Here is a 17,491-nt window from a genome sequence, read left to right as displayed (position 1 = left end):
TCCGTGGAAGGGGCGCGGTGAGCGGTCCCGTAAGTGCCCTGTATCCGTGCACGATCACGCATGTACGGACGCGGCCCGGCCGGTACGCCCTGCGGCACCGGACCTATCTGTGGCTCATCGACCCCGATGCCCCGCCCCGGCTGCCGCGCGCCCTGCGGCCCCTGGCCCGGTTCGAGGCGCGGGACCACTTCGGAGGCACCGCGCCCACCATCCGGGCCGGGCTCGCCCGCTTCCTGGCCGCCCAGGGCGTGGACCTCGCCGACGGGACCGTCACCATGCTCACCCAGGCCCGGGTCCTCGGCCATGTCTTCAACCCGCTCACCGTCTACTGGTGCCGCCGCGCCGACGGCTCCCCGCTCTGCGTCGTCGCCGAGGTGCACAACACGTACGGGGAACGGCACAGCTATCTGCTCCACCCGGACCGGGACGGCCGTGCCGTGACCGGCAAGGAGTTCTATGTCTCGCCGTTCTTCCCCGTCGACGGCGGCTACCGCATGCGGCTGCCCGAGCCCGGGGAGCGGCTCGATCTGACCGTTCATCTGGAGCGTGCGGGGGGCCGTCCGTTCACCGCGACCGTACGGGGCACCCGCCGCCGGGCCACCCCCCGGGCGCTGGCCCGGCTCGCCCTGCGCCACCCCTTCTCCACCCTCGCCGTCTCCCTCGCCATCCGGCTGCACGGCATCCGCCTCTACCTGCGCGGCCTCCCCGTGCAACCCCGTCCCCACCACCGCCCACAGGAAGGCATGCAGTGACCGCGCCCACCCACCAGCTGCCGGCAGACCGGACCCCCGAGCCCGCGGGCCACCTCCCCGCGCCGAGGGACCGCGCCCCCGAGCCGGCGAACCCCGGCCCCACCGCACCGCCGAGCCCCGCCGCCGACCCCACCCGCTGGCCCGACATCGTCACCCGCCCCCGGGCCTCCCGCGTCACCTCCCGCCTCCGTACCGCCCTCGCGGAACGCATCGTCCGCCGCGCCCTCGCCCGCCTCCCCCTGCGCGCCCGGCTCGCCGGTGCGGAGGACATCGGGCTCGGCGGGCCGCTCATGGACATCCGTGACCCCGACGCCTTCTTCGCGCGGATCGGGGCGAGCGGACTCATCGGCTTCGGCGAGTCCTATATGGCCGGTGAATGGGACGCCCCCGACCTCGTCGCCGTCCTCACCGTCCTCGCCGACAACGCCGCCGGTCTCGTCCCCGCGCCGCTCCAACGGCTGCGCCCCCTCTGGGCGTTGCGCAGGCCCGCCGCCCAGCTCAACACCCCCGAGGGCTCCCGGGACAACATCAGCCACCACTACGACCTCTCCAACGAACTCTTCGCCCTCTTCCTGGACGAGACGCTCTCCTACTCCTCCGCCGTCTTCCGGAGCCTCCCCGCCACGCAGGCCCTCCTCCCCGCCGCCCAGCACCGCAAGATCGACCGGCTGCTGGACGCCGCCGGGGTCGGCGAGGGGACCCGGCTCCTGGAGATCGGCACCGGCTGGGGCGAACTCGCCGTCCGCGCGGCGGCCCGGGGCGCCCGGGTCGTCAGCGTCACGCTCTCCGCCGAACAGCGCGAACTGGCCCGTACGCGCGTCCGCGAGGCCGGGTTCCAGGACCGGGTGGACATCCGGCTCTGCGACTACCGCCAGGTCACCGGCGACTACGACGCCATCGTCAGCGTCGAGATGATCGAGGCGGTGGGAGAGGAGTTCTGGCCCGTCTACTTCCGGACCCTCGACCGGCTGCTCGCCCCCGGCGGCCGGGTCGCCCTCCAGGCCATCACCATGCCCGACGACCGGCTGCGCGCCAGCCGGTCCACGTACACCTGGATTCACAAGTACATCTTCCCGGGCGGACTGCTGCCCTCCACTGAGGCGATCGAACGGGTCACCACCGGGCACACCCGGCTGCGGACCGTGCGGCGCACCGGCTACGGCGCGCACTACGCCGAGACCCTCCGCCTCTGGCGGGAACGGTTCACGGAACGCTCCGCCGAGGTCGACGCCCTCGGTTTCGACGCCGTCTTCCGCCGGATGTGGACCTTCTACCTCGCCTACTCCGAGGCGGGCTTCCGCTCCGGCTACCTCGATGTGCAGCAGCTGCTCCTGACCCGCGAACCGAACCACCGGGAGACCCCGTGACCACCACCGCCACCAGGCCCCCCGTCAAACCGGCCGCCCGGCGCACCCGCACCGGAGCCGCCCAGCGGCTGGTCCCCCTGGCCGAGCGGCTGCTCGGCGGTGCGCTGCCCGTCCGCGTACGGATGTGGGACGGCAGCGAGGCCGGGCCCGAGGACGCGCCCACGGTCCGGGTACGTTCCCGGCGCGCCCTGCGCCGTCTGCTCTGGGCGCCCGGCGAACTCGGCCTCGCCGAGGCGTACATCACCGGTGAGATCGACCTCGCGGAGGACGGGGGCGCGGACCTGCGCGATGTGCTGCGCGCCGTGCGCCGCGCGGTGAGCGAGCGCGGGCTCGCCCCGCCCGCGCCCTCGCTCCCCGACCGGCTCGCCGCCGTCGGCACTGCCCTGCGCCTCGGTGCCGTGGGGCCCCGACCGCCCGTTCCCGCCGCCCGGGCAGGGCTGCGCGGGGCGCTGCACAGCCGGGCCCGGGACCGGGCGGCGATCAGCCACCACTACGACCTGTCCAACGCCTTCTACGCGCTGCTCCTCGACGCGACCATGGCGTACTCCTGCGGCTACTGGACCAGCGAGGCCCCCGGTTACGGCCCCGCCGACGCGCAGCGCGACAAGCTGGAGCTGATCTGCCGCAAGCTCGGACTGCGCCCCGGCGCACGCCTGCTGGACATCGGCTGCGGCTGGGGCTCGCTGACCCTCCACGCGGCCCGGCACCACGGCGTCCGGGTCACCGCCGTCACGCTCGCCGCCGAACAGGCCGCGTACGTACGGGGACAGGTGGCCGACCACGGCCTGGAGGAGCTGGTCGAGGTTCTCAACATCGACTACCGGGACATTGCGGAGCGGCCGGAGACCCGGGGCGCGTACGACGCTGTCTCCACGATCGAGATGGGCGAGCACGTCGGGGACGCCGAGTACCCTGCCTTCACCCGCGTCCTGCACGACTCGCTGCGGCCTCAGGGGCGGGTGTTGGTCCAGCAGATGTCGCGGGGTGCGAACGCCCCGGGCGGCGGCGCGTTCATCGAGTCGTACATCGCCCCCGACATGCACATGCGGCCCGTCGGGGAGACCGTCGGGCTGCTGGAGGGGGCCGGGCTCGAAGTGCGGGACGTCGAGGCCCTGCGCGAGCACTATGTGCTGACCGTGGACGCCTGGCGGCGGACGCTGGAGGAGCGGTGGGCGGAGTTCGCGGACCTGGTGGGGGAGGAGACCGCGCGGGTCTGGCGGCTTTATCTCGTCGGCGGCTCCCTCGCGTTCGAGGAGCGGCGGATGGGCGTCGACCAGATCCTGTGCGTACGGCCTGACCGGTCGGGGAAGGCCGCGATGCCCGCGACACGGCGTGACTGGTACGGAGCGGACCGATGAGCGCCTTCGACTGGGGCGCCTTCGCGAGCGGGCTCGCGTACGCGGCCGGTGCCGCCCTCGCCGTCATGCTGGTCACCTTCGCCATCGCCCTGAAGAAGGGCGTCCACCGCATCGTCGACGTGGCGTGGGGCATCGGCTTCGCCGCCGTCGCCCTCGTCTCGTACGGCCTCTCGGCCGGTGACGGCGATGATGTGCGGCGGCTGGTGGTGACCGTGCTCACCGTGGTCTGGGGGCTGCGGCTCGCCGTCCACATCGGGCGGCGCGGACGCGGCCACGGCGAGGACCCGCGCTACGAGAAGATGCTCGCCAAGGCCCCCGGCCACCCGCAGCTCTACGCCCTGCGCAAGGTCTACCTTCTCCAGGGCGCCCTGGTCTGGCTGGTCTCGCTGCCGGTCCAGGCCGCGCAGTACCTGACCGGGCCGGTGGCGTGGTGGGCCTGGGCGGGGGCGGTCCTGTGGGCGGTCGGGCTCACCTTCGAGGCGGTCGGGGACCACCAGCTCGCCCGGTTCAAGGCCGACCCCGCGAACAAGGGGAAGATCATGGACCGGGGGCTCTGGTCCTGGACCCGGCACCCGAACTACTTCGGTGACTTCCTTGTCTGGTGGGGGCTGTTCCTCTTCGTCTGCCAGGCGCCCGGCGCCGCCGCCGCGACCGTCGTGGCGCCGCTGGTGATGAGCTTCCTGCTGACGAAGGGGAGCGGTGCGGCCCTGCTGGAACGCCATCTGGCCGACCGCCCCGGATACGCCGAGTACCAGGCCCGGACCAGCGGGTTCTTCCCCCGGCCGCCGCGTCGCGGCTGAGGTCCGGTGGAGGGCCTGTGCGGGTGGGCGGGTACAGGCCCTCAGTCCAGCCCGCGCGCCTTCTCGAACCGCGCCCGGGCCTCGCCCAGATCGACCACCGGTCCCGGATAGTCCAGCCCGTCCAGCTTCCACGGCTCGTGGATCTCGGACGCCTCGAGCTCCGCCAGCTCCGGCACCCACCGCCGTACGTAGTCGCCGTCCGGGTCGTACCGCTTGGCCTGGGTCACGGGGTTGAGGACCCGGTTGGGGCGGGTGTCCGTGCCGGTGCCCGCCACCCACTGCCAGTTGAGCTGGTTGTTCGCGATGTCGCCGTCGACCAGCAGCTCCAGGAAGTGCCGGGCGCCCACGCGCCAGTCCACGTACAGTGTCTTGGTGAGGAAGCTCGCGGCGAGCAGCCGGCCCCGGTTGTGCATCCACCCCTCGTGCGCCAGCTGCCGCATCGCCGCGTCCACCACGGGATACCCGGTGTGCCCGGTCTTCCAGGCGGTGATCTCGTCCTCGTCGGAGCGCCAGCGGTCCTCACGCGGCCGGTAGTCGGACCAGGAGGCGTCGTGGCGGGCGGCCAGCACCTGGTGGTGGAAGTCGCGCCAGGCCAGCTGCCGGACGAACGCCTCGCCGCCCGGTCCGCCCTTCTCCCGGGCCCGGCCGGCCAGTTCGGCGGCGGAGACCGTACCGAAGTGGAGGTGCGGGGAGAGCCGGGAGGTGGCGTCCCCGGCGAGGTCGTCATGGCCGTCCGCGTACGCGCCCATGTCCCCGTCGAGCCAGGACGTCATCAGCTTCCGGCCCGCCCGCTCGCCCCCGTCGGCCAGACCGGGCGAGACGTTCTTGACGTCGTCCCGCGCGGGGAGGCCGTCGGAGGCGAGCTCGCCGTCCGGCAGCCGGACCGTGCGGGGAGCGCCCAGTGTGCCCCGTACCCCCGCCGCCTCCCAACGGCGGAAGTACGGGGTGAACACCGCGAAGTGGTCCTTGCCCGACGGGACCACCCGGCCCGGTGCGAGCGCGGTGACCACCGCGTCATGGAGGCGCAGCTCGCAGCCGGTGTCCGCCAGGGCGGTACGCACCTGCTCCTCACGCCGTGCCGCGTACCCGCTCACCCCGGCGGCCATGTGGACCGCCCCGGCCCCGGTCTCCTCGACCAGCCGCCGCACCTCCTTGGCCACCGCCCCCGTACGGAGGACGAGCCGGCCGCCCCGTTTCCGCAGTCCGGCGTCCAGGTCGGCCAGGCAGTCGGCGAGGAACGCCAGCCGGTTGGGGGCGTCGAACCCGGCCCGGTGGACGGCCTCGTCCCGGACGAAGAGGGGGACGACCCGGTCCGCGTCCCGCAGGGCGGAACGCAGCACCGGGTTGTCGTGCAGACGGAGATCGGAGGTGAACAGCACCACCGCGACGTTCATGGAACGGGCGCTCCTTGCAGTGTGGGGGGAGTGGGTGAGCGGTCAGGCGGTCGGGAAGTCCATCAGGGCCACCGGGTCGGAGGTCGGTTCGGCCGAGCCGCCCGCCGGTTCGACCGTGATGCCCATCCCCGTGGCCCGGTCCACGGGCCCGTCCAGTAGCACCGCGTCCTCGCTCGCCGAGGGGTTCATCAGACCGGCCGACCGCATGGTGCCCTCGTCGTTGAACCAGATCTGGTACACCTTGCCGCTGGGCGGCGGAGCCATCCCCGAGGCCAGGAACACCGCCCGGTTCTCCTGCTCCGAGACGACGACCGTGCCGCGTGCGCCGCCGGTCAGCTCGCCGGAGCTGGTCCTCGCGTCCGGTGCGGAGAGCACCTGCGCCAGCTGCTGGTTCTGCCGCTGGGCCCGGTCCGCCTCCTGGCGGGCGTCCTGCGCCACCTGGTTCTGCCACACCGCCACCCCGCCGAAGGCGGCGGCCGCCGCGATACAGGCGGCCAGCGCGTAGACGGACCAGCGTCCGGTACGGCCACCGCCGCCCGTGCGTCCGGGTCTGCCGTGCGACGGCGGAGCCTCCTGGCGTACGGTCGTGATCTCCCGCAGCACCCTCTCCCGCAGCTCGCGCGGCGGGGCCTCGGCGACGGCCAGGCCGAGCCGGGCGGCGGTCGCCGACAGCTCCCGTACCTCCTGGGCGCAGGCTTCGCAGTCGGCGAGATGGCGTTCGAACTCCCGGCGCTCGTCCTCCGGCAGCGCGTGCAGGGCGTAGGCCCCGGTCAGCGTGTGCAGTTCGGCCGTGCTCATGCGCTCACCCCCAGGCAGTCGCGCAGCCGGATGAGGCCGTCGCGCAGTCGAGTCTTGATGGTGCCCAGCGGCACGGTGAGGAGTTCCGCCACCTCACGGTAGGTCAGGCCCCGGTAGTAGGCCAGGGTCACGGACTGCCGCTGGAGTTCGGACAGGGTCCGCAGACAGCGGCGGACCTGTTCTCTCTCCAGCCGTGTCTCCACCTGTTCGGAGACCTCGTCGAAGGCGGGCGTACGGTCCAGGAGCGCCGCCCTGTGCTCCCGCGCCGCCGACGCCTCGGCCGAGCGGACCCGGTCGACGGCCCGGTGGTGGGCGAGGGTGAGCACCCAGTTCATCGCGCTGCCCCGGGTGGCTTGGAAGCGGGGCGCGGTACGCCACACCTCGACCAGGACCTCCTGGGCGACCTCCTCCGACTGGGCGGGGTCGCGGAGGATGCTCCGTACGAGGCCGAGCACGGGCCCGGAGACCGCGTCGTACACCTGGGCGAACGCGTCCTGGTCCCCCCGCGCGACCCGCACCAGGAGCTCCTGGAGGTCAGGTCCTGGCGAGGGCACCCCGCTGATCTGTACGGCTTCGTTCACGCGGGTTTCCTCCCGGGACGTCATCGGTTCCAGGAGTGATTCGGAGCCGACGGCCGTGCGGATTGGTCCAGTGCCCGCGATCTTTCCAGAACCCGTCCAGCCCGGCCGGGCGGCGCGGCGGCGCGGTCAGCCGCCCGGCGCGACCGGACGAGCGGCGTTGCGCCGGACGGCCCGCAGCGCCAGGAAGACCAGCAGCCCGAGCGGCGAGAGCAGGATCGCGAGGACCAGCAGCGGCCCCATCAGCCAGGGCGAGAACCCGAGCTTCCGGCCCTGGAGGAACATCCACTGGCCGACCAGCAGGTCCCACGCGATGATGTGGGCCCAGACGGCCGCGGCACCGTTGGGCAGCGTCATCAGCTCCTGGAAGCCGGTGAGCTCGGGCCCGGTCACCGCCGCCCAGACCTCCGGGAAGACCGGCGCGACGAGGACGGCGTACAGCACGGCGACCGGCACCGCGGTCAGCGGCGACGAGATGATCCGGGTGGTGACGGACCAGGCCGGAGCGAAGATCATCAGCAGCCAGAACGGGGCGGCCAGGACGAACGTGACGTCGAAGAGGGTGCCGGCGCCGGTCATACGGTGAACTCCTTGCTGGGGGAGGGCGGTTCGGATTCCTGGGGGATGGATTCCCGTGGTTCGGACTCCCCCGGCTCGGACTCCCGCGGCGCGGATTCCTGTCGTACGGGGGTGGGCGCGGGCGGCCGTCGCAGCGCCGCCCCCACCCCGGCGGCCACCGCCACCAGGAGGACCCCGGAAGCGACGATCGTCGCCGCGTCCGGGCGGATCAGGGGCTGGCCGCGCAGCGCCTGCCAGGTGGTCAGCGCGACCAGGCCCGCGTAACCGGCCGTCACCACCCGTACGAGACGCAGCCGCAGCCCGGCGTCGCCCAGCCGGGCGATCCGGGGCGCGAGCAGTACCAGGGCGATCAGGAAAAGCGGGATCAGCTGGAGCGCGTGCATGCCCACGAAGTGCGGAATCCGTAGATCGCCGCCGGTCGTGGACCAGCCGGTCAGCGGCATCGAGGGGCCGCCGTCCGGCACGCCGACGGAGTGGGCGCCGATCACGTCGGCGGTGTCCAGGTCTCCGGCGGCCTGCTGCTCCGCGCTGGGCAGCGTCATCAGGAAGCCGATCCCCGCACCCACCAGCGCGATCATGACACCGCCCCGGATCGCCCAGGCGGTTGCCCGGTCCGCGAACCGGGTGCGCAGCAGCAGGAGACCGATCACCAGGGTGGCCGCCCACAGCACGATGATCGTGATCCCCATCGCCGTGAACAGGGCCTGGTCGAACGGTGTCTCGGCATTGAAGTGGCTCCGCTTCCCGCGGAGGACCTGCCCGGTGATGATCGCCATCTCGACGAGGCTGGTGAGGACGACCACGTTCCCCGCCCACCAGCCGGTCCGGCGCCCCCGGGTCGACTGCGCGAGCATCCACGCCAGGGTCAGACCGTAGACGGTGAAGGAGAGGGAGAACTTGAGCGGCTTCGCCCAGATCGGCGCGCCCACCAGGACCCGGTCGTCGACCACGAGACCCACGGCGGACAGGACGGCCCAGAGGGCCATCACGGCGGAGAAGACGACTAACGGGCGGTGCCAGGAACGCCATGACGGCATGGGAGACCCCCTGAGAGTGATGTATGGATAGTGGCACTTACCGCTATCCGGTAGGGGAACTATCTATGATGGCGATCTGATCTGGCAAGGGCGGAAGGGCGAACACGCGGTGCGCATCGGTGAATTGAGTCGCAGGTCCGGGGTTCCGGTACCGACGATCAAGTACTACGTACGGGAACGGCTTCTGCCCGCCGGGGAGTTGACCAGCCCCAACCAGGCGGAGTACGGCCCCGGCCATGAGCGGCGCCTGCGTCTGATCCGGGTCCTGCTGGAGGTGGGCGGCCTCTCGCTCGCCGCCATCGGCGAGGTCCTGAAGGCCGCCGACGACCCCGCGCAGCCGGTGATCAAGGTGCTGGGCTCGGCCTCGGAGGGCGTTCCGCGGCTCGGCGACGGCGAGGCCGGGCCGGAGCTGGGGCGGGCCAGGGCGGAGGTGGCCGAGCTGGTGCGGCGGCGCGGCTGGAAGGTCGGTGACGAGGCGATGGCGGGTGAGTCGCTGGCCGAGGTGATTGCCGCCCTGCGCCGGATCGGTCATGGCGATCTGGTGGACCTGCTGGACGTCTACGCGGACGCGGCCGAGTCGGTGGCCCGCGCCGACATCGGCTACGTACAGCGCCGGGTGGCCCGTGAGGACCTGGTCGAGAGCGTGGTGGTGGGGACGGTCCTGGGCGAGGCCATGTTCGGAGCGCTGCGCAGGCTCGCCCATGAGGACGTCTCGTTCCGGATGTACGAGCTCCGGGGCGGCGGCGAGGGGAGCGCGGGGGAGACGCCTCGGGGCGGGGCGCCTGCCGGTGGCGGTGCGCCCGGCGGTGCGGAGGCGCCCGGCGGTGCGGGAGGTGCGGAGGGTGCGGATGTGCCCGGCGGTGCGGGAGGTGCGGATGTGCCCGGCCGTGCGGGAGGTGCGGAGGCGCCCGGGGCCTGAGGCCGTCGGGACTGCGCGATGAGGAGCCCCGGCAGACGCACGGACCCCGCCCACCGGCAGTGCGGTGGGCGGGGCCCTGGGCGGGAGGAGAGGTTACGCGGCTGCCGCCGGGCCCTCCTGCTCGCGCTCCACCTGCTCGTTCCACTCGCGCTTCACCGCGCGCCAGGCGTCGTCGTTCTGGCCGAGGCGCCAGTAGCCGGAGATCGACAGCTGGGCGAGCGGGATCTGCCGCTCCACGCGCAGATAGCGGCGGATCTCCTTCACGAAGCCCGCCTCCCCGTGCACGAACGCCTGGACCTCGCCCTCGGGGAAGTCCAGCCCCTTCACGGCGGCGGTCAGCAGCTCGCCCACGGGGCGGTCGCCGCGGTGCAGCCAGGTCACGGCCACCCCGTCGGGCGTCACGATCTTCTGCTCCTCGGAGGCGTCCGGCACCTCGACGAACGCGTGCACCAGGGCGCCCGCGGGCATCTGCTCCAGCGAGGCGGCGATCGCCGGGAGGGCGCTCTCGTCACCGACCAGCAGGTGCCAGCCGGCCGATGCCTGCGGGGCGTAGGCGCCGCCGGGGCCGAGGAAGGTCACCTGCTCGCCCACCCGGGCGCGCTGGGCCCACGGCCCGGCGAGGCCCTCGTCGCCGTGGACCACGAAGTCGACGGCCATCTCCCGGGCGACCGGGTCCCACGAGCGGATCGTGTACGTACGCGTGGTGGGCCACAGCTCGCGCGGGTGGCTCTCGCGGATGGCGGGGATGTCGAACGGGTGCGCGTAGTCGGCGCCCTCGGGCGCGAAGCACAGCTTGATGTAGTGGTCGGTGAAGCCGTCCAGGGAGAAGTCGGCGAGCCCCTCGCCGCCGAGGACCACCCGCACCATGTGCGGGGTGATCTGCTCGGTGCGCACGACCTGCGCCCCCTGGGCCTTGGGTCCTTGCCGGGCCGGCCGCTCTGCCACGAGGTACTCCCTGGGTTGTGACGTACGGGCGCGCCCGTCGGTGGACGGGTGCGCGCAGCGCACGTATCGGCGCACGGGTCCGGACACCCCCGGCCCCGATGACTTAGGTATACCTAAGCTAACACCTCATGCCTGGAGCGTGGTGAGAAGCCGCTTGAGCGCTCCGCCCAGCCCCCACTGCTCCGCAAGCGCTTCCAGCGCGGCCGGGTCGCGCGGTTCGCGCGGCAGCGCCGGGTCGAAGCCGGGCAGCGGCACGTCCCGCGCCACCCGTACGACCTTCGGCGCGACCGCCACATAGTCCCGCGCCTCGTCCAGCCGCTTGCGCTGCGAGGGGGTGAGCTTCGCCTTCGGGTCGTCCACCGCCGCCATGATCCCGGCCAGGTCCCCGTAGGCGTCCAGCAGCTTGGCCGCCGTCTTCTCACCGATGCCGGGCACGCCCGGGAGCCCGTCGCTCGGGTCGCCGCGCAGCAGGGCCAGATCCACATAGCCCGCGCCGTCCACCCCGTACTTCTCGCGGAGCCACGCCTCGTCGGTCATCTGGAGGGTGCCGACCCCCTTGAGCGGATAGAGCACCCGCACCTGCCGGGCGTCGTCCACCAGCTGATAGAGGTCGCGGTCACCGGTCACGATGTCCACCGGCCCCGTCGCGCGGGCGGTGAGCGTGCCGATCACGTCGTCCGCCTCGTACGGCGTGACGCCGATCCGGGCGATCCCGAGCGCGGCCAGCACGTCCTCGATGATCGGGACCTGCGGGGACAGCGTGTCGGGGATCTCCTCCTCGTCGGTCTGCCCGGCGGGCGTCTCCTCGGCCACCCGGTGCGCCTTGTACGTCGGGATCAGGTCCACTCGCCACTGCGGGCGCCAGTCGTTGTCCCAGCAGGCGACCAGATCGTCCGGCCGGTGGTCCTGCACCAGGCGGGCGATGAAGTCGAGGAGCCCGCGTGCGGCGTTGACCGGTGTCCCGTCCGGTGCGCGCACCGAGTCGGGGACGCCGAAATAGGCGCGGAAATAGAGGGAGGCGGTGTCGAGGAGCATCAGGCGTCGCGTCACGGAACCGATGATGCCCCACGCCACTGACAGTCGCCGCCGATGGCTCCCGGTGACCGAGGGGCACACCAGCCGTGACCTGGAACACACTTCCGTTTGGTCCGCGTAAGTACGGGCAGGCGCGGCATCGGAGCGAACCACGTCGCATTTTCAACCGGTGCGCGTGCCCTGCGGGCCGAATCCGCATCGCTCCACGGTCTGCGGGCGGGGGTGGCAGACCGTTTTTTCAGTTCAACCCGTGAGGTGCATGTGTCAAGGCTGCAAGCCGAAAACTTGTACAAAGTGTTCGGCCGACGACCCGATCAAGCTGTCCGGAAGCTGGAGGACGGCGCCGACCGCGACGAACTCCGCGCCGACGGAACGACCGCAGCGGTGATCGACGCCTCCTTCACGGTGGAGCCGGGCCAGATCTTCGTTGTGATGGGACTGTCCGGCTCGGGCAAGTCCACCCTGCTGCGGATGCTCAACGGGCTGCTCGAACCCACCGCCGGACGCGTGCTCTTCGACGGCCAGGACCTGACCGCCCTGAGCCCCCGCGAGCTGCGCCATGTGCGCTCCTCCCGGATCAGCATGGTCTTCCAGCACTTCGCGCTCTTCCCTCACCGCAGTGTCCTGGACAACGCGGCGTACGGCCTCGAGGTCCAGGGTGTACCCCGTTCCGAGCGGATCAGGCGCGCCACCGAGGCGCTCGAACTCACCGGCCTCGCAGGCTGGGAGGACTCCTGGCCCGACGAGCTGTCCGGCGGTATGCAGCAGCGCGTCGGCCTCGCCCGCGCGCTCGCCACCGACGCCGACCTGCTCCTCATGGACGAGTCCTTCAGCGCGCTCGACCCGCTGATCCGGCGCGACATGCAGGACCAGCTCCTCGAGCTCCAGAAGCGGCTGAAGAAGACCATCGTCTTCATCACCCACGACCTCAACGAGGCCATGCGCCTGGGCGACCGGATCGCCGTCATGCGCGACGGGCGGATCGTCCAGCTCGGCACTGCCGAGGACATCCTCGTCACCCCGGCCAACGACTACGTCGCCTCCTTCACCCAGGACGTCGACCGCTCCCGGGTGCTCACCGCGGGCGCCATCATGGCCGAACCGCACACCGTCATGGGCTCCACGACGGACGACGGCAAGGAGCTGCGCACCCCGCAGGACGTGCTCGCGGCGGCTCCCGCCACGGTCGCGGACTCCACGCCGATCATCGAGCTGTTCACCCCCTGCTCGCAGAGCGGGAACCCGGTGGCCGTCACCGACACCAAGGGCAAGCTCGTGGGCGTCGTCCCCGGCTCCCGGTTGCTCGCCGTGCTCGGCGACCCGATGACGCCCACCGAGGCCCTCAAGGACTCCGGGGCGCCGCACACGACGTCCTCCGACAACGATGCCGTGAAGAAGGTGGCCAGTGTTTAGGCTCCCCCTCGGCGCATGGGTCGACTCCGCCGTCGACTGGCTCCAGACCCACCTCGCCTGGCTGTTCGACGCGATCAGCGCCGTCGTCAGCGGCATGTTCGACGGCATAGCCGCCGTCCTCTCCGCCCCGCACCCGCTCCTCTTCGCGGGCATCGTCGCGATCATCGCCTGGTGGCTGCGCGGTCTGCCCGCCGGACTGCTCACCTTCGCCGGATTCGCCCTCATCGACTCCGTCCAGCTGTGGTCCGAGGCGATGGACACCCTCACCCTGGTGCTCGTCGCGACCCTCGTCACCCTGGTCATCGCCGTACCGCTCGGCATCTGGGCCTCCCGGTCCAGGACCGTCAGCGCCGTCGTCCGGCCGGTCCTGGACTTCATGCAGACCATGCCCGCCATGGTCTACCTGATCCCCGGCGTCATCTTCTTCGGCGTCGGCGTGGTCCCCGGCATCATCGCCACCATCATCTTCGCGCTGCCCCCGGGCGTCCGGATGACCGAGCTCGGCATCCGCCAGGTCGACGGCGAACTCGTCGAGGCGGCCGAGGCGTTCGGCACCACCTCGCGCAACACCCTCTTCCGCGTGCAGCTGCCGCTCGCGCTGCCCACGATCATGGCGGGCATCAACCAGGTCATCATGCTGGGCCTGTCCATGGTCGTCATCGCGGGCATGGTCGGCGGCGGCGGCCTCGGCGGCTCCGTCTACCGGGCCATCGGCAACATCGACGTCGGCCTCGGCTTCGAGGCGGGCATCTCCATCGTCATCCTGGCCATGTACCTGGACCGGATGACCGGCGCACTCGGCCGCGAGGTCTCCCCGCTGGGCCGCCGCGCCGCCGCCAAGGCCCAGGCGTCGGCCGAGGGCTGGAAGATCTGGACCTACCGCCCGCAGCCCGTCGTCGCGGTCGCAGGCATCCTCGCCCTCGCGCTCGTCGCGGGCGGCATGGGCGTCTTCGGCGGCTCCGGCAAGAACACCGCGAGCGGGCGCATCGGCGAGGGCAAGAAGATCAGCATCGGGTACATCCCGTGGGACGAGGGCATCGCCTCCACCTTCCTCTGGAAGGAGATGCTGGAGCGGCACGGCTACGAGGTCGACGCCAAGCAGTACGAAGCGGGCGCGCTCTACACCGGGATGGCCAACGGGCAGATCGACTTCCAGACCGACTCCTGGCTCCCGACCACCCACGCCAGCTACTGGGAGAAGTACCAGGACCGCCTGGAGGACATGGGCGCCTGGTACGCCCCCACCTCCCTGGAGCTCACGGTCCCCGCGTACATGAAGGACGTCCGGTCGATGGAGGACCTCAAGGGACGGGCCTCGGAGTTCAAGGGCCGGATCGTCGGCATCGAGCCGAGCGCCGGAGAGATGGGCCTCCTCAAGGACAAGCTCCTGCCGGGCTACGGCCTGGACAAGGAGTACAAGCTCATCGACGGCTCCACGCCGTCCATGCTGGCCGAGCTGAAGCGCGCGTACGCCAAGAAGGAACCGATCGTCGTTCCGCTCTGGTCGCCGCACTGGGCGTACAACGAGTACGACCTCACCAAGCTCGCGGACCCCAAGGGGCTCTGGGGCGAGGGCGACGGTGTCCACACCCTGGCGCGCAAGGGCTTCACCGCCGAGCACCCCGAGGTCGCCCAGTGGCTCAAGGACTTCAAGATGAGCGAGAAGCAGCTCACCAGCCTTGAGGCCCAGATCCAGAAGACCGGCTCCGGCAAGGAGCAGGAAGCCGTCCGCAGCTGGCTGAAGGACAACCCGGGCGTCACCGAAAAGTGGTCCCCGGTACCGAAGGCGGATAAGACCGACAAGGCGGCCAAGGCCGACAAGGCCGCTGCCGAGGATGCCGAGCCTGCTTCGAGCTGAGCGGGAACCGGGGCATCACGGACACCCCGGCACCCCCGTAGAGCTCCCGCGGCAGGAAAAGCGCAGGTGAAGGGGTGGGCACCGCCATCGGGCGGGGCCCACCCCTTCCGGCTGTCCGGGGGCCGTTTACCGGACGTCTCGCGCAACCATGTGCGTAAGGTGCTGGCAGCCGGGAGGATGAGCGGAGCGGGAGGGAGCCGGTACATGGACGACAAGGACACACCGCGCGTGGGTGCCGCGGTTCGCCGTCGGCGCCGGACCCTGGGCCTCACGCTGGCCGCGGTCGCCCAGCGGAGCGGGCTCTCCGTGCCCTTCCTCAGCCAGATCGAGAACGAGCGCGCCCGCCCCAGCGCCCGCTCCCTCGACCGGGTCGCCGAGGCGCTGGAGACCACCACCTCCCGGCTGCGGGCCGCCGCCGACTCGGCGCGCGCGGTCGATGTCGTACGGGGGGAGGAGGGCGACGGCGTACGCCGGGTGGTGCGCGGGCGCCACCAGCTCAGCGCCCTGGAGTTCACCGGCGAACAGGACCTCGGGCGCGAGTTCCAGCACCGCAACGACGAGCTGATGTACGTCGTCGAGGGCGCCGCCGAGGTCGAGGCCGAGGGCCAGGCGTACCGGCTGGAGCGCGGCGACACCCTGTTCCTCTCCGGCGGCGTACGGCACCGCTGGCGGGCCACCCTGCCCGGCACCCGCCTCCTGCTCGTCTCGGTCGCCGAGCACATCGACGCCACGTACGACTCCCGCCGCTGAGAGCAGGTCCCATGCGCGTCGTCTCCCTGGTCCCCTCCCTCACCGAGGCCGTCGCCGCCACCGCCCCCGGGCTGCTCGTCGGGGGCACCGACTGGTGCACCCACCCCGCCGGCCTCGCCGCCGCCCGGATCGGCGGTACGAAGAACCCGGACGTCCCCGCGATCACCGCCCTCGCGCCCGATCTCGTGATCGCCAACGAGGAGGAGAACCGGGCCCCCGACCTCGCCGCCCTCCGGGAGGCCGGGCTCGACGTCCTGGTCACCGAGGTCCGCACCCTGGACCAGGCCCTCACCGAGCTGGACCGGGTCCTCACCACCGGTTGCGGGCTGGCCCGCCCCCGCTGGCTGGACGAGGCCGAGGCCGCCTGGGCCGCTCTCCCCGCCCCCTCCGCGAGCCCGCGCCCCGCCATCGTGCCGATCTGGCGCCGCCCCTGGATGGTGCTCGGCTCCGACACCTTCGCCGGAGACCTGCTGGCCCGGCTCGGGGTGCGCAACGTGTACGCGGACCACGCCGAGCGCTACCCGCGCATCCCGTCGGCCGAGCTGAACGCGGCCGGTGCCGAGCTGGTCGTGCTGCCCGACGAGCCCTACCGCTTCACCGCCGACGACGGGCCCGAGGCGTTCCCCGGCCTACCCGCCGCCCTTGTCGACGGCCGCCTGCTCACCTGGTACGGGCCGTCACTGGCGCGGGCGGCACGGGAGCTGCCGTCAGCGCTCCGCTGACCACTCCGCGCACGGTCCGCGCCCCCGCCACCGCCCACGCGGCCACCAGGAACACATACAGCGCCACGGCCAGCCAGGTCAGGGCCGCCAGACCGGTGTGCCGGGCCAGTCCGGCCGCCCCCGTCACACACGTCCCCACGGGGAACGTGAACGCCCACCACGTCATCGCGAACCCCATACCGTCACGCCTCGCCCTGATGGCCATCGCCCCGGCCAGGACCAGCCACAGCAGCGCGAAGCCCATCACCGGCACCCCGTACAGCACGGCGAACGCGCCGAACGCCGAGGCATAGGGGCCCGCCACCGCCCCCGGAGCCGCGTCGGCCAGCTGGTTGACGGCGGTCGTCGACTGCCCCAGCGGCCCCAGCACCAGGAACAGCGCCGGGGTCAGCGCGAGCGGCAGCGGCCCGTGGTGGACGAGCCGGGCGAAGACCAGCGGCAGCACCACCAGAGTGGCCAGCAGGGAGAGCCCGAACATCGCGTAACAGGCCAGCAGCAGCGCCTCCCGCCCCTGCCCGGCCGCCACATGGGGCACCAGCAGCGCGCCCTGCGAGGCCGAGACCATCGGGGCGACCAGCGGCAGCAGCCAGACCGGCGACGCGGTGCCGGGCGCCGGACGGTGGCGTACGACCATCAGATACGGCACCACGACGGCGGCCACCAGACCGACCGCCGTCCCCGCGGTGAACAGCACCACGTCCACCGCCAGCGCCGCCCGTACGCCGACGACATCCGCGCCCACCGTCAGCGTGGCCCCGCCCACCGCGAGCAGCGCCATGGCCAGGCACCCGTAGAACGGGGCGACGGCCGGGTCCAGGAGGTGGGCGCGGGCCTGGTCGCGGTGGTGGAGCCAGTGACCGGCCCGGGCGGCGAGGACGGCGGCGAGCAGGACGGCCGACAGCGCCCACACCACCGTGCACGCGCCGCGCAGCCCGGGCACGTCCACCGGGAGCGCCGCCCCGGCGCTCGCGACGATCGCGGTGCCCATGACGGCCGCGTACCAGTTCGGGCCGATGTGCCGCAGGGCGGGCAGCCGCCGTGCACGGTCCGTCCGGTGGGGGAGGAGGACGGCGCCGGAGGGCGGCAGGACGGCTCGGGTCTGCGGAAAGATGGCCATGCCACGATTCTTCGCGCGCCCGCCGCCGCCCACCAGGGACTCCGTTCCTATGAGGTCATAAGCTGGCTT

The 17,491-nt window shown here is 72.6% G+C and carries 16 protein-coding genes and 1 pseudogene; 9 read left to right on the top strand and 8 right to left on the bottom strand.

The window, feature by feature from the left end:
• Positions 1-17: 17 nt before the first annotated feature.
• From B7C62_04790 to B7C62_04775, 4 genes are read left to right on the top strand one after another with little or no spacing between them, the layout of a single operon-like run.
• Positions 18-752 (top strand): hypothetical protein, encoded by a 735-nt coding sequence (locus B7C62_04790; GenBank protein ID ARF71645.1) that lies wholly within the window; start codon positions 18-20, stop codon positions 750-752.
• 17 nt (positions 753-769) lie between these two features.
• The gene (locus B7C62_04785; protein ID ARF76991.1) at positions 770-2,119 is read left to right on the top strand and encodes an SAM-dependent methyltransferase; all 1,350 of its coding nucleotides are present in this window, start codon (positions 770-772) and stop codon (positions 2,117-2,119) included.
• Positions 2,116-3,477, top strand: a complete 1,362-nt coding sequence (locus B7C62_04780) for an SAM-dependent methyltransferase (GenBank protein ID ARF71644.1) — start codon at positions 2,116-2,118, stop codon at positions 3,475-3,477. The genes B7C62_04785 and B7C62_04780 overlap by 4 nt, the downstream gene beginning before the upstream one ends.
• A complete protein-coding gene (locus tag B7C62_04775) occupies positions 3,474-4,277 on the top strand; it encodes a hypothetical protein (protein ID ARF71643.1) in 804 nt (267 codons plus the stop codon). The genes B7C62_04780 and B7C62_04775 overlap by 4 nt, the downstream gene beginning before the upstream one ends.
• A gap of 41 nt (positions 4,278-4,318) precedes the next feature.
• Here B7C62_04775 and B7C62_04770 read toward each other — a convergent pair whose 3' ends face one another.
• The 5 genes from B7C62_04770 to B7C62_04750 form a co-directional block, all read right to left on the bottom strand.
• Positions 4,319-5,671: a deoxyribodipyrimidine photolyase gene (locus B7C62_04770; GenBank protein ID ARF71642.1), complete on the bottom strand. Its 1,353-nt coding sequence runs from the start codon at positions 5,669-5,671 to the stop codon at positions 4,319-4,321.
• Between the two features lie 42 nt (positions 5,672-5,713).
• The gene (locus B7C62_04765; GenBank protein ID ARF71641.1) at positions 5,714-6,469 is read right to left on the bottom strand and encodes an anti-sigma factor; all 756 of its coding nucleotides are present in this window, start codon (positions 6,467-6,469) and stop codon (positions 5,714-5,716) included.
• A complete protein-coding gene (locus B7C62_04760; protein ID ARF76990.1) occupies positions 6,466-7,050 on the bottom strand; it encodes an RNA polymerase subunit sigma in 585 nt (194 codons plus the stop codon). The genes B7C62_04765 and B7C62_04760 overlap by 4 nt, the downstream gene beginning before the upstream one ends.
• Positions 7,051-7,176: 126 nt before the next feature.
• Entirely contained in the window at positions 7,177-7,626 is a 450-nt protein-coding gene (locus tag B7C62_04755; GenBank protein ARF71640.1) for a hypothetical protein, read from the bottom strand.
• Entirely contained in the window at positions 7,623-8,612 is a 990-nt protein-coding gene (locus B7C62_04750; protein ID ARF71639.1) for a hypothetical protein, read from the bottom strand. Before B7C62_04750 ends, B7C62_04755 begins: the two co-directional genes overlap by 4 nt.
• Positions 8,613-8,772: 160 nt before the next feature.
• Here B7C62_04750 and B7C62_04745 point away from each other — a divergent pair, with 160 nt between their 5' ends.
• Positions 8,773-9,582, top strand: coding sequence for a MerR family transcriptional regulator (locus B7C62_04745; GenBank protein ID ARF71638.1), 810 nt, complete (start codon positions 8,773-8,775; stop codon positions 9,580-9,582).
• Between the two features lie 93 nt (positions 9,583-9,675).
• Here the strand turns inward: B7C62_04745 and B7C62_04740 are convergent, their stop codons facing one another.
• Both B7C62_04740 and B7C62_04735 read right to left on the bottom strand, forming a co-directional pair.
• Positions 9,676-10,527, bottom strand: coding sequence for an NADPH-dependent ferric siderophore reductase (locus B7C62_04740; protein ID ARF71637.1), 852 nt, complete (start codon positions 10,525-10,527; stop codon positions 9,676-9,678).
• Between the two features lie 126 nt (positions 10,528-10,653).
• Positions 10,654-11,562 carry a flap endonuclease gene (locus B7C62_04735; protein ID ARF76989.1) on the bottom strand — a complete coding sequence of 303 codons (909 nt, stop codon included), beginning with the start codon at positions 11,560-11,562 and terminating at the stop codon, positions 10,654-10,656.
• Positions 11,563-11,823: 261 nt separating this feature from the next.
• Between B7C62_04735 and B7C62_04730 the strand changes: the two genes are divergently transcribed.
• The 4 genes and pseudogenes from B7C62_04730 to B7C62_04715 all read left to right on the top strand — a co-directional run bounded on the left by B7C62_04730 (position 11,824) and on the right by B7C62_04715 (position 16,305).
• On the top strand, positions 11,824-12,975 hold the full coding sequence (locus B7C62_04730) for a glycine/betaine ABC transporter ATP-binding protein (GenBank protein ID ARF71636.1): 1,152 nt from the start codon (positions 11,824-11,826) through the stop codon (positions 12,973-12,975).
• Positions 12,968-14,764: pseudogene (locus B7C62_04725) on the top strand (glycine/betaine ABC transporter permease). Before B7C62_04730 ends, B7C62_04725 begins: the two are co-directional and overlap by 8 nt.
• A gap of 273 nt (positions 14,765-15,037) precedes the next feature.
• A complete protein-coding gene (locus B7C62_04720) occupies positions 15,038-15,583 on the top strand; it encodes a hypothetical protein (protein ID ARF71635.1) in 546 nt (181 codons plus the stop codon).
• An 11-nt stretch (positions 15,584-15,594) separates the two neighbouring features.
• On the top strand, positions 15,595-16,305 hold the full coding sequence (locus B7C62_04715; protein ID ARF71634.1) for a cobalamin-binding protein: 711 nt from the start codon (positions 15,595-15,597) through the stop codon (positions 16,303-16,305).
• Here B7C62_04715 and B7C62_04710 read toward each other — a convergent pair.
• Entirely contained in the window at positions 16,244-17,422 is a 1,179-nt protein-coding gene (locus B7C62_04710; protein ID ARF71633.1) for a C4-dicarboxylate ABC transporter, read from the bottom strand. The genes B7C62_04715 and B7C62_04710 overlap by 62 nt on opposite strands.
• Between the last annotated feature and the right edge of the window lie 69 nt (positions 17,423-17,491).

Origin of the sequence: Kitasatospora albolonga, from assembly GCA_002082585.1 — a bacterium.
Taxonomy (GTDB): Bacteria; Actinomycetota; Actinomycetes; order Streptomycetales; family Streptomycetaceae; genus Streptomyces; species Streptomyces stephensoniae.
The sequence above is the reverse complement of the archived record's forward strand: the minus strand, read 5'-3'. Positions and strand labels throughout refer to the sequence as shown.

Coding starts and splice junctions, on each gene's coding strand:
- B7C62_04775 (ARF71643.1), top strand. CDS start 3,474: ATGAGCGCCTTCGACTGGGGCGCCTTCGCGAGCGGGCTCGCGTACGCG.
- B7C62_04770 (ARF71642.1), bottom strand. CDS start 5,671: ATGAACGTCGCGGTGGTGCTGTTCACCTCCGATCTCCGTCTGCACGAC.
- B7C62_04765 (ARF71641.1), bottom strand. CDS start 6,469: ATGAGCACGGCCGAACTGCACACGCTGACCGGGGCCTACGCCCTGCAC.
- B7C62_04755 (ARF71640.1), bottom strand. CDS start 7,626: ATGACCGGCGCCGGCACCCTCTTCGACGTCACGTTCGTCCTGGCCGCC.
- B7C62_04750 (ARF71639.1), bottom strand. CDS start 8,612: ATGGCCCTCTGGGCCGTCCTGTCCGCCGTGGGTCTCGTGGTCGACGAC.
- B7C62_04735 (ARF76989.1), bottom strand. CDS start 11,562: ATGCTCCTCGACACCGCCTCCCTCTATTTCCGCGCCTATTTCGGCGTC.
- B7C62_04720 (ARF71635.1), top strand. CDS start 15,038: ATGGACGACAAGGACACACCGCGCGTGGGTGCCGCGGTTCGCCGTCGG.
- B7C62_04715 (ARF71634.1), top strand. CDS start 15,595: ATGCGCGTCGTCTCCCTGGTCCCCTCCCTCACCGAGGCCGTCGCCGCC.
- B7C62_04710 (ARF71633.1), bottom strand. CDS start 17,422: ATGGCCATCTTTCCGCAGACCCGAGCCGTCCTGCCGCCCTCCGGCGCC.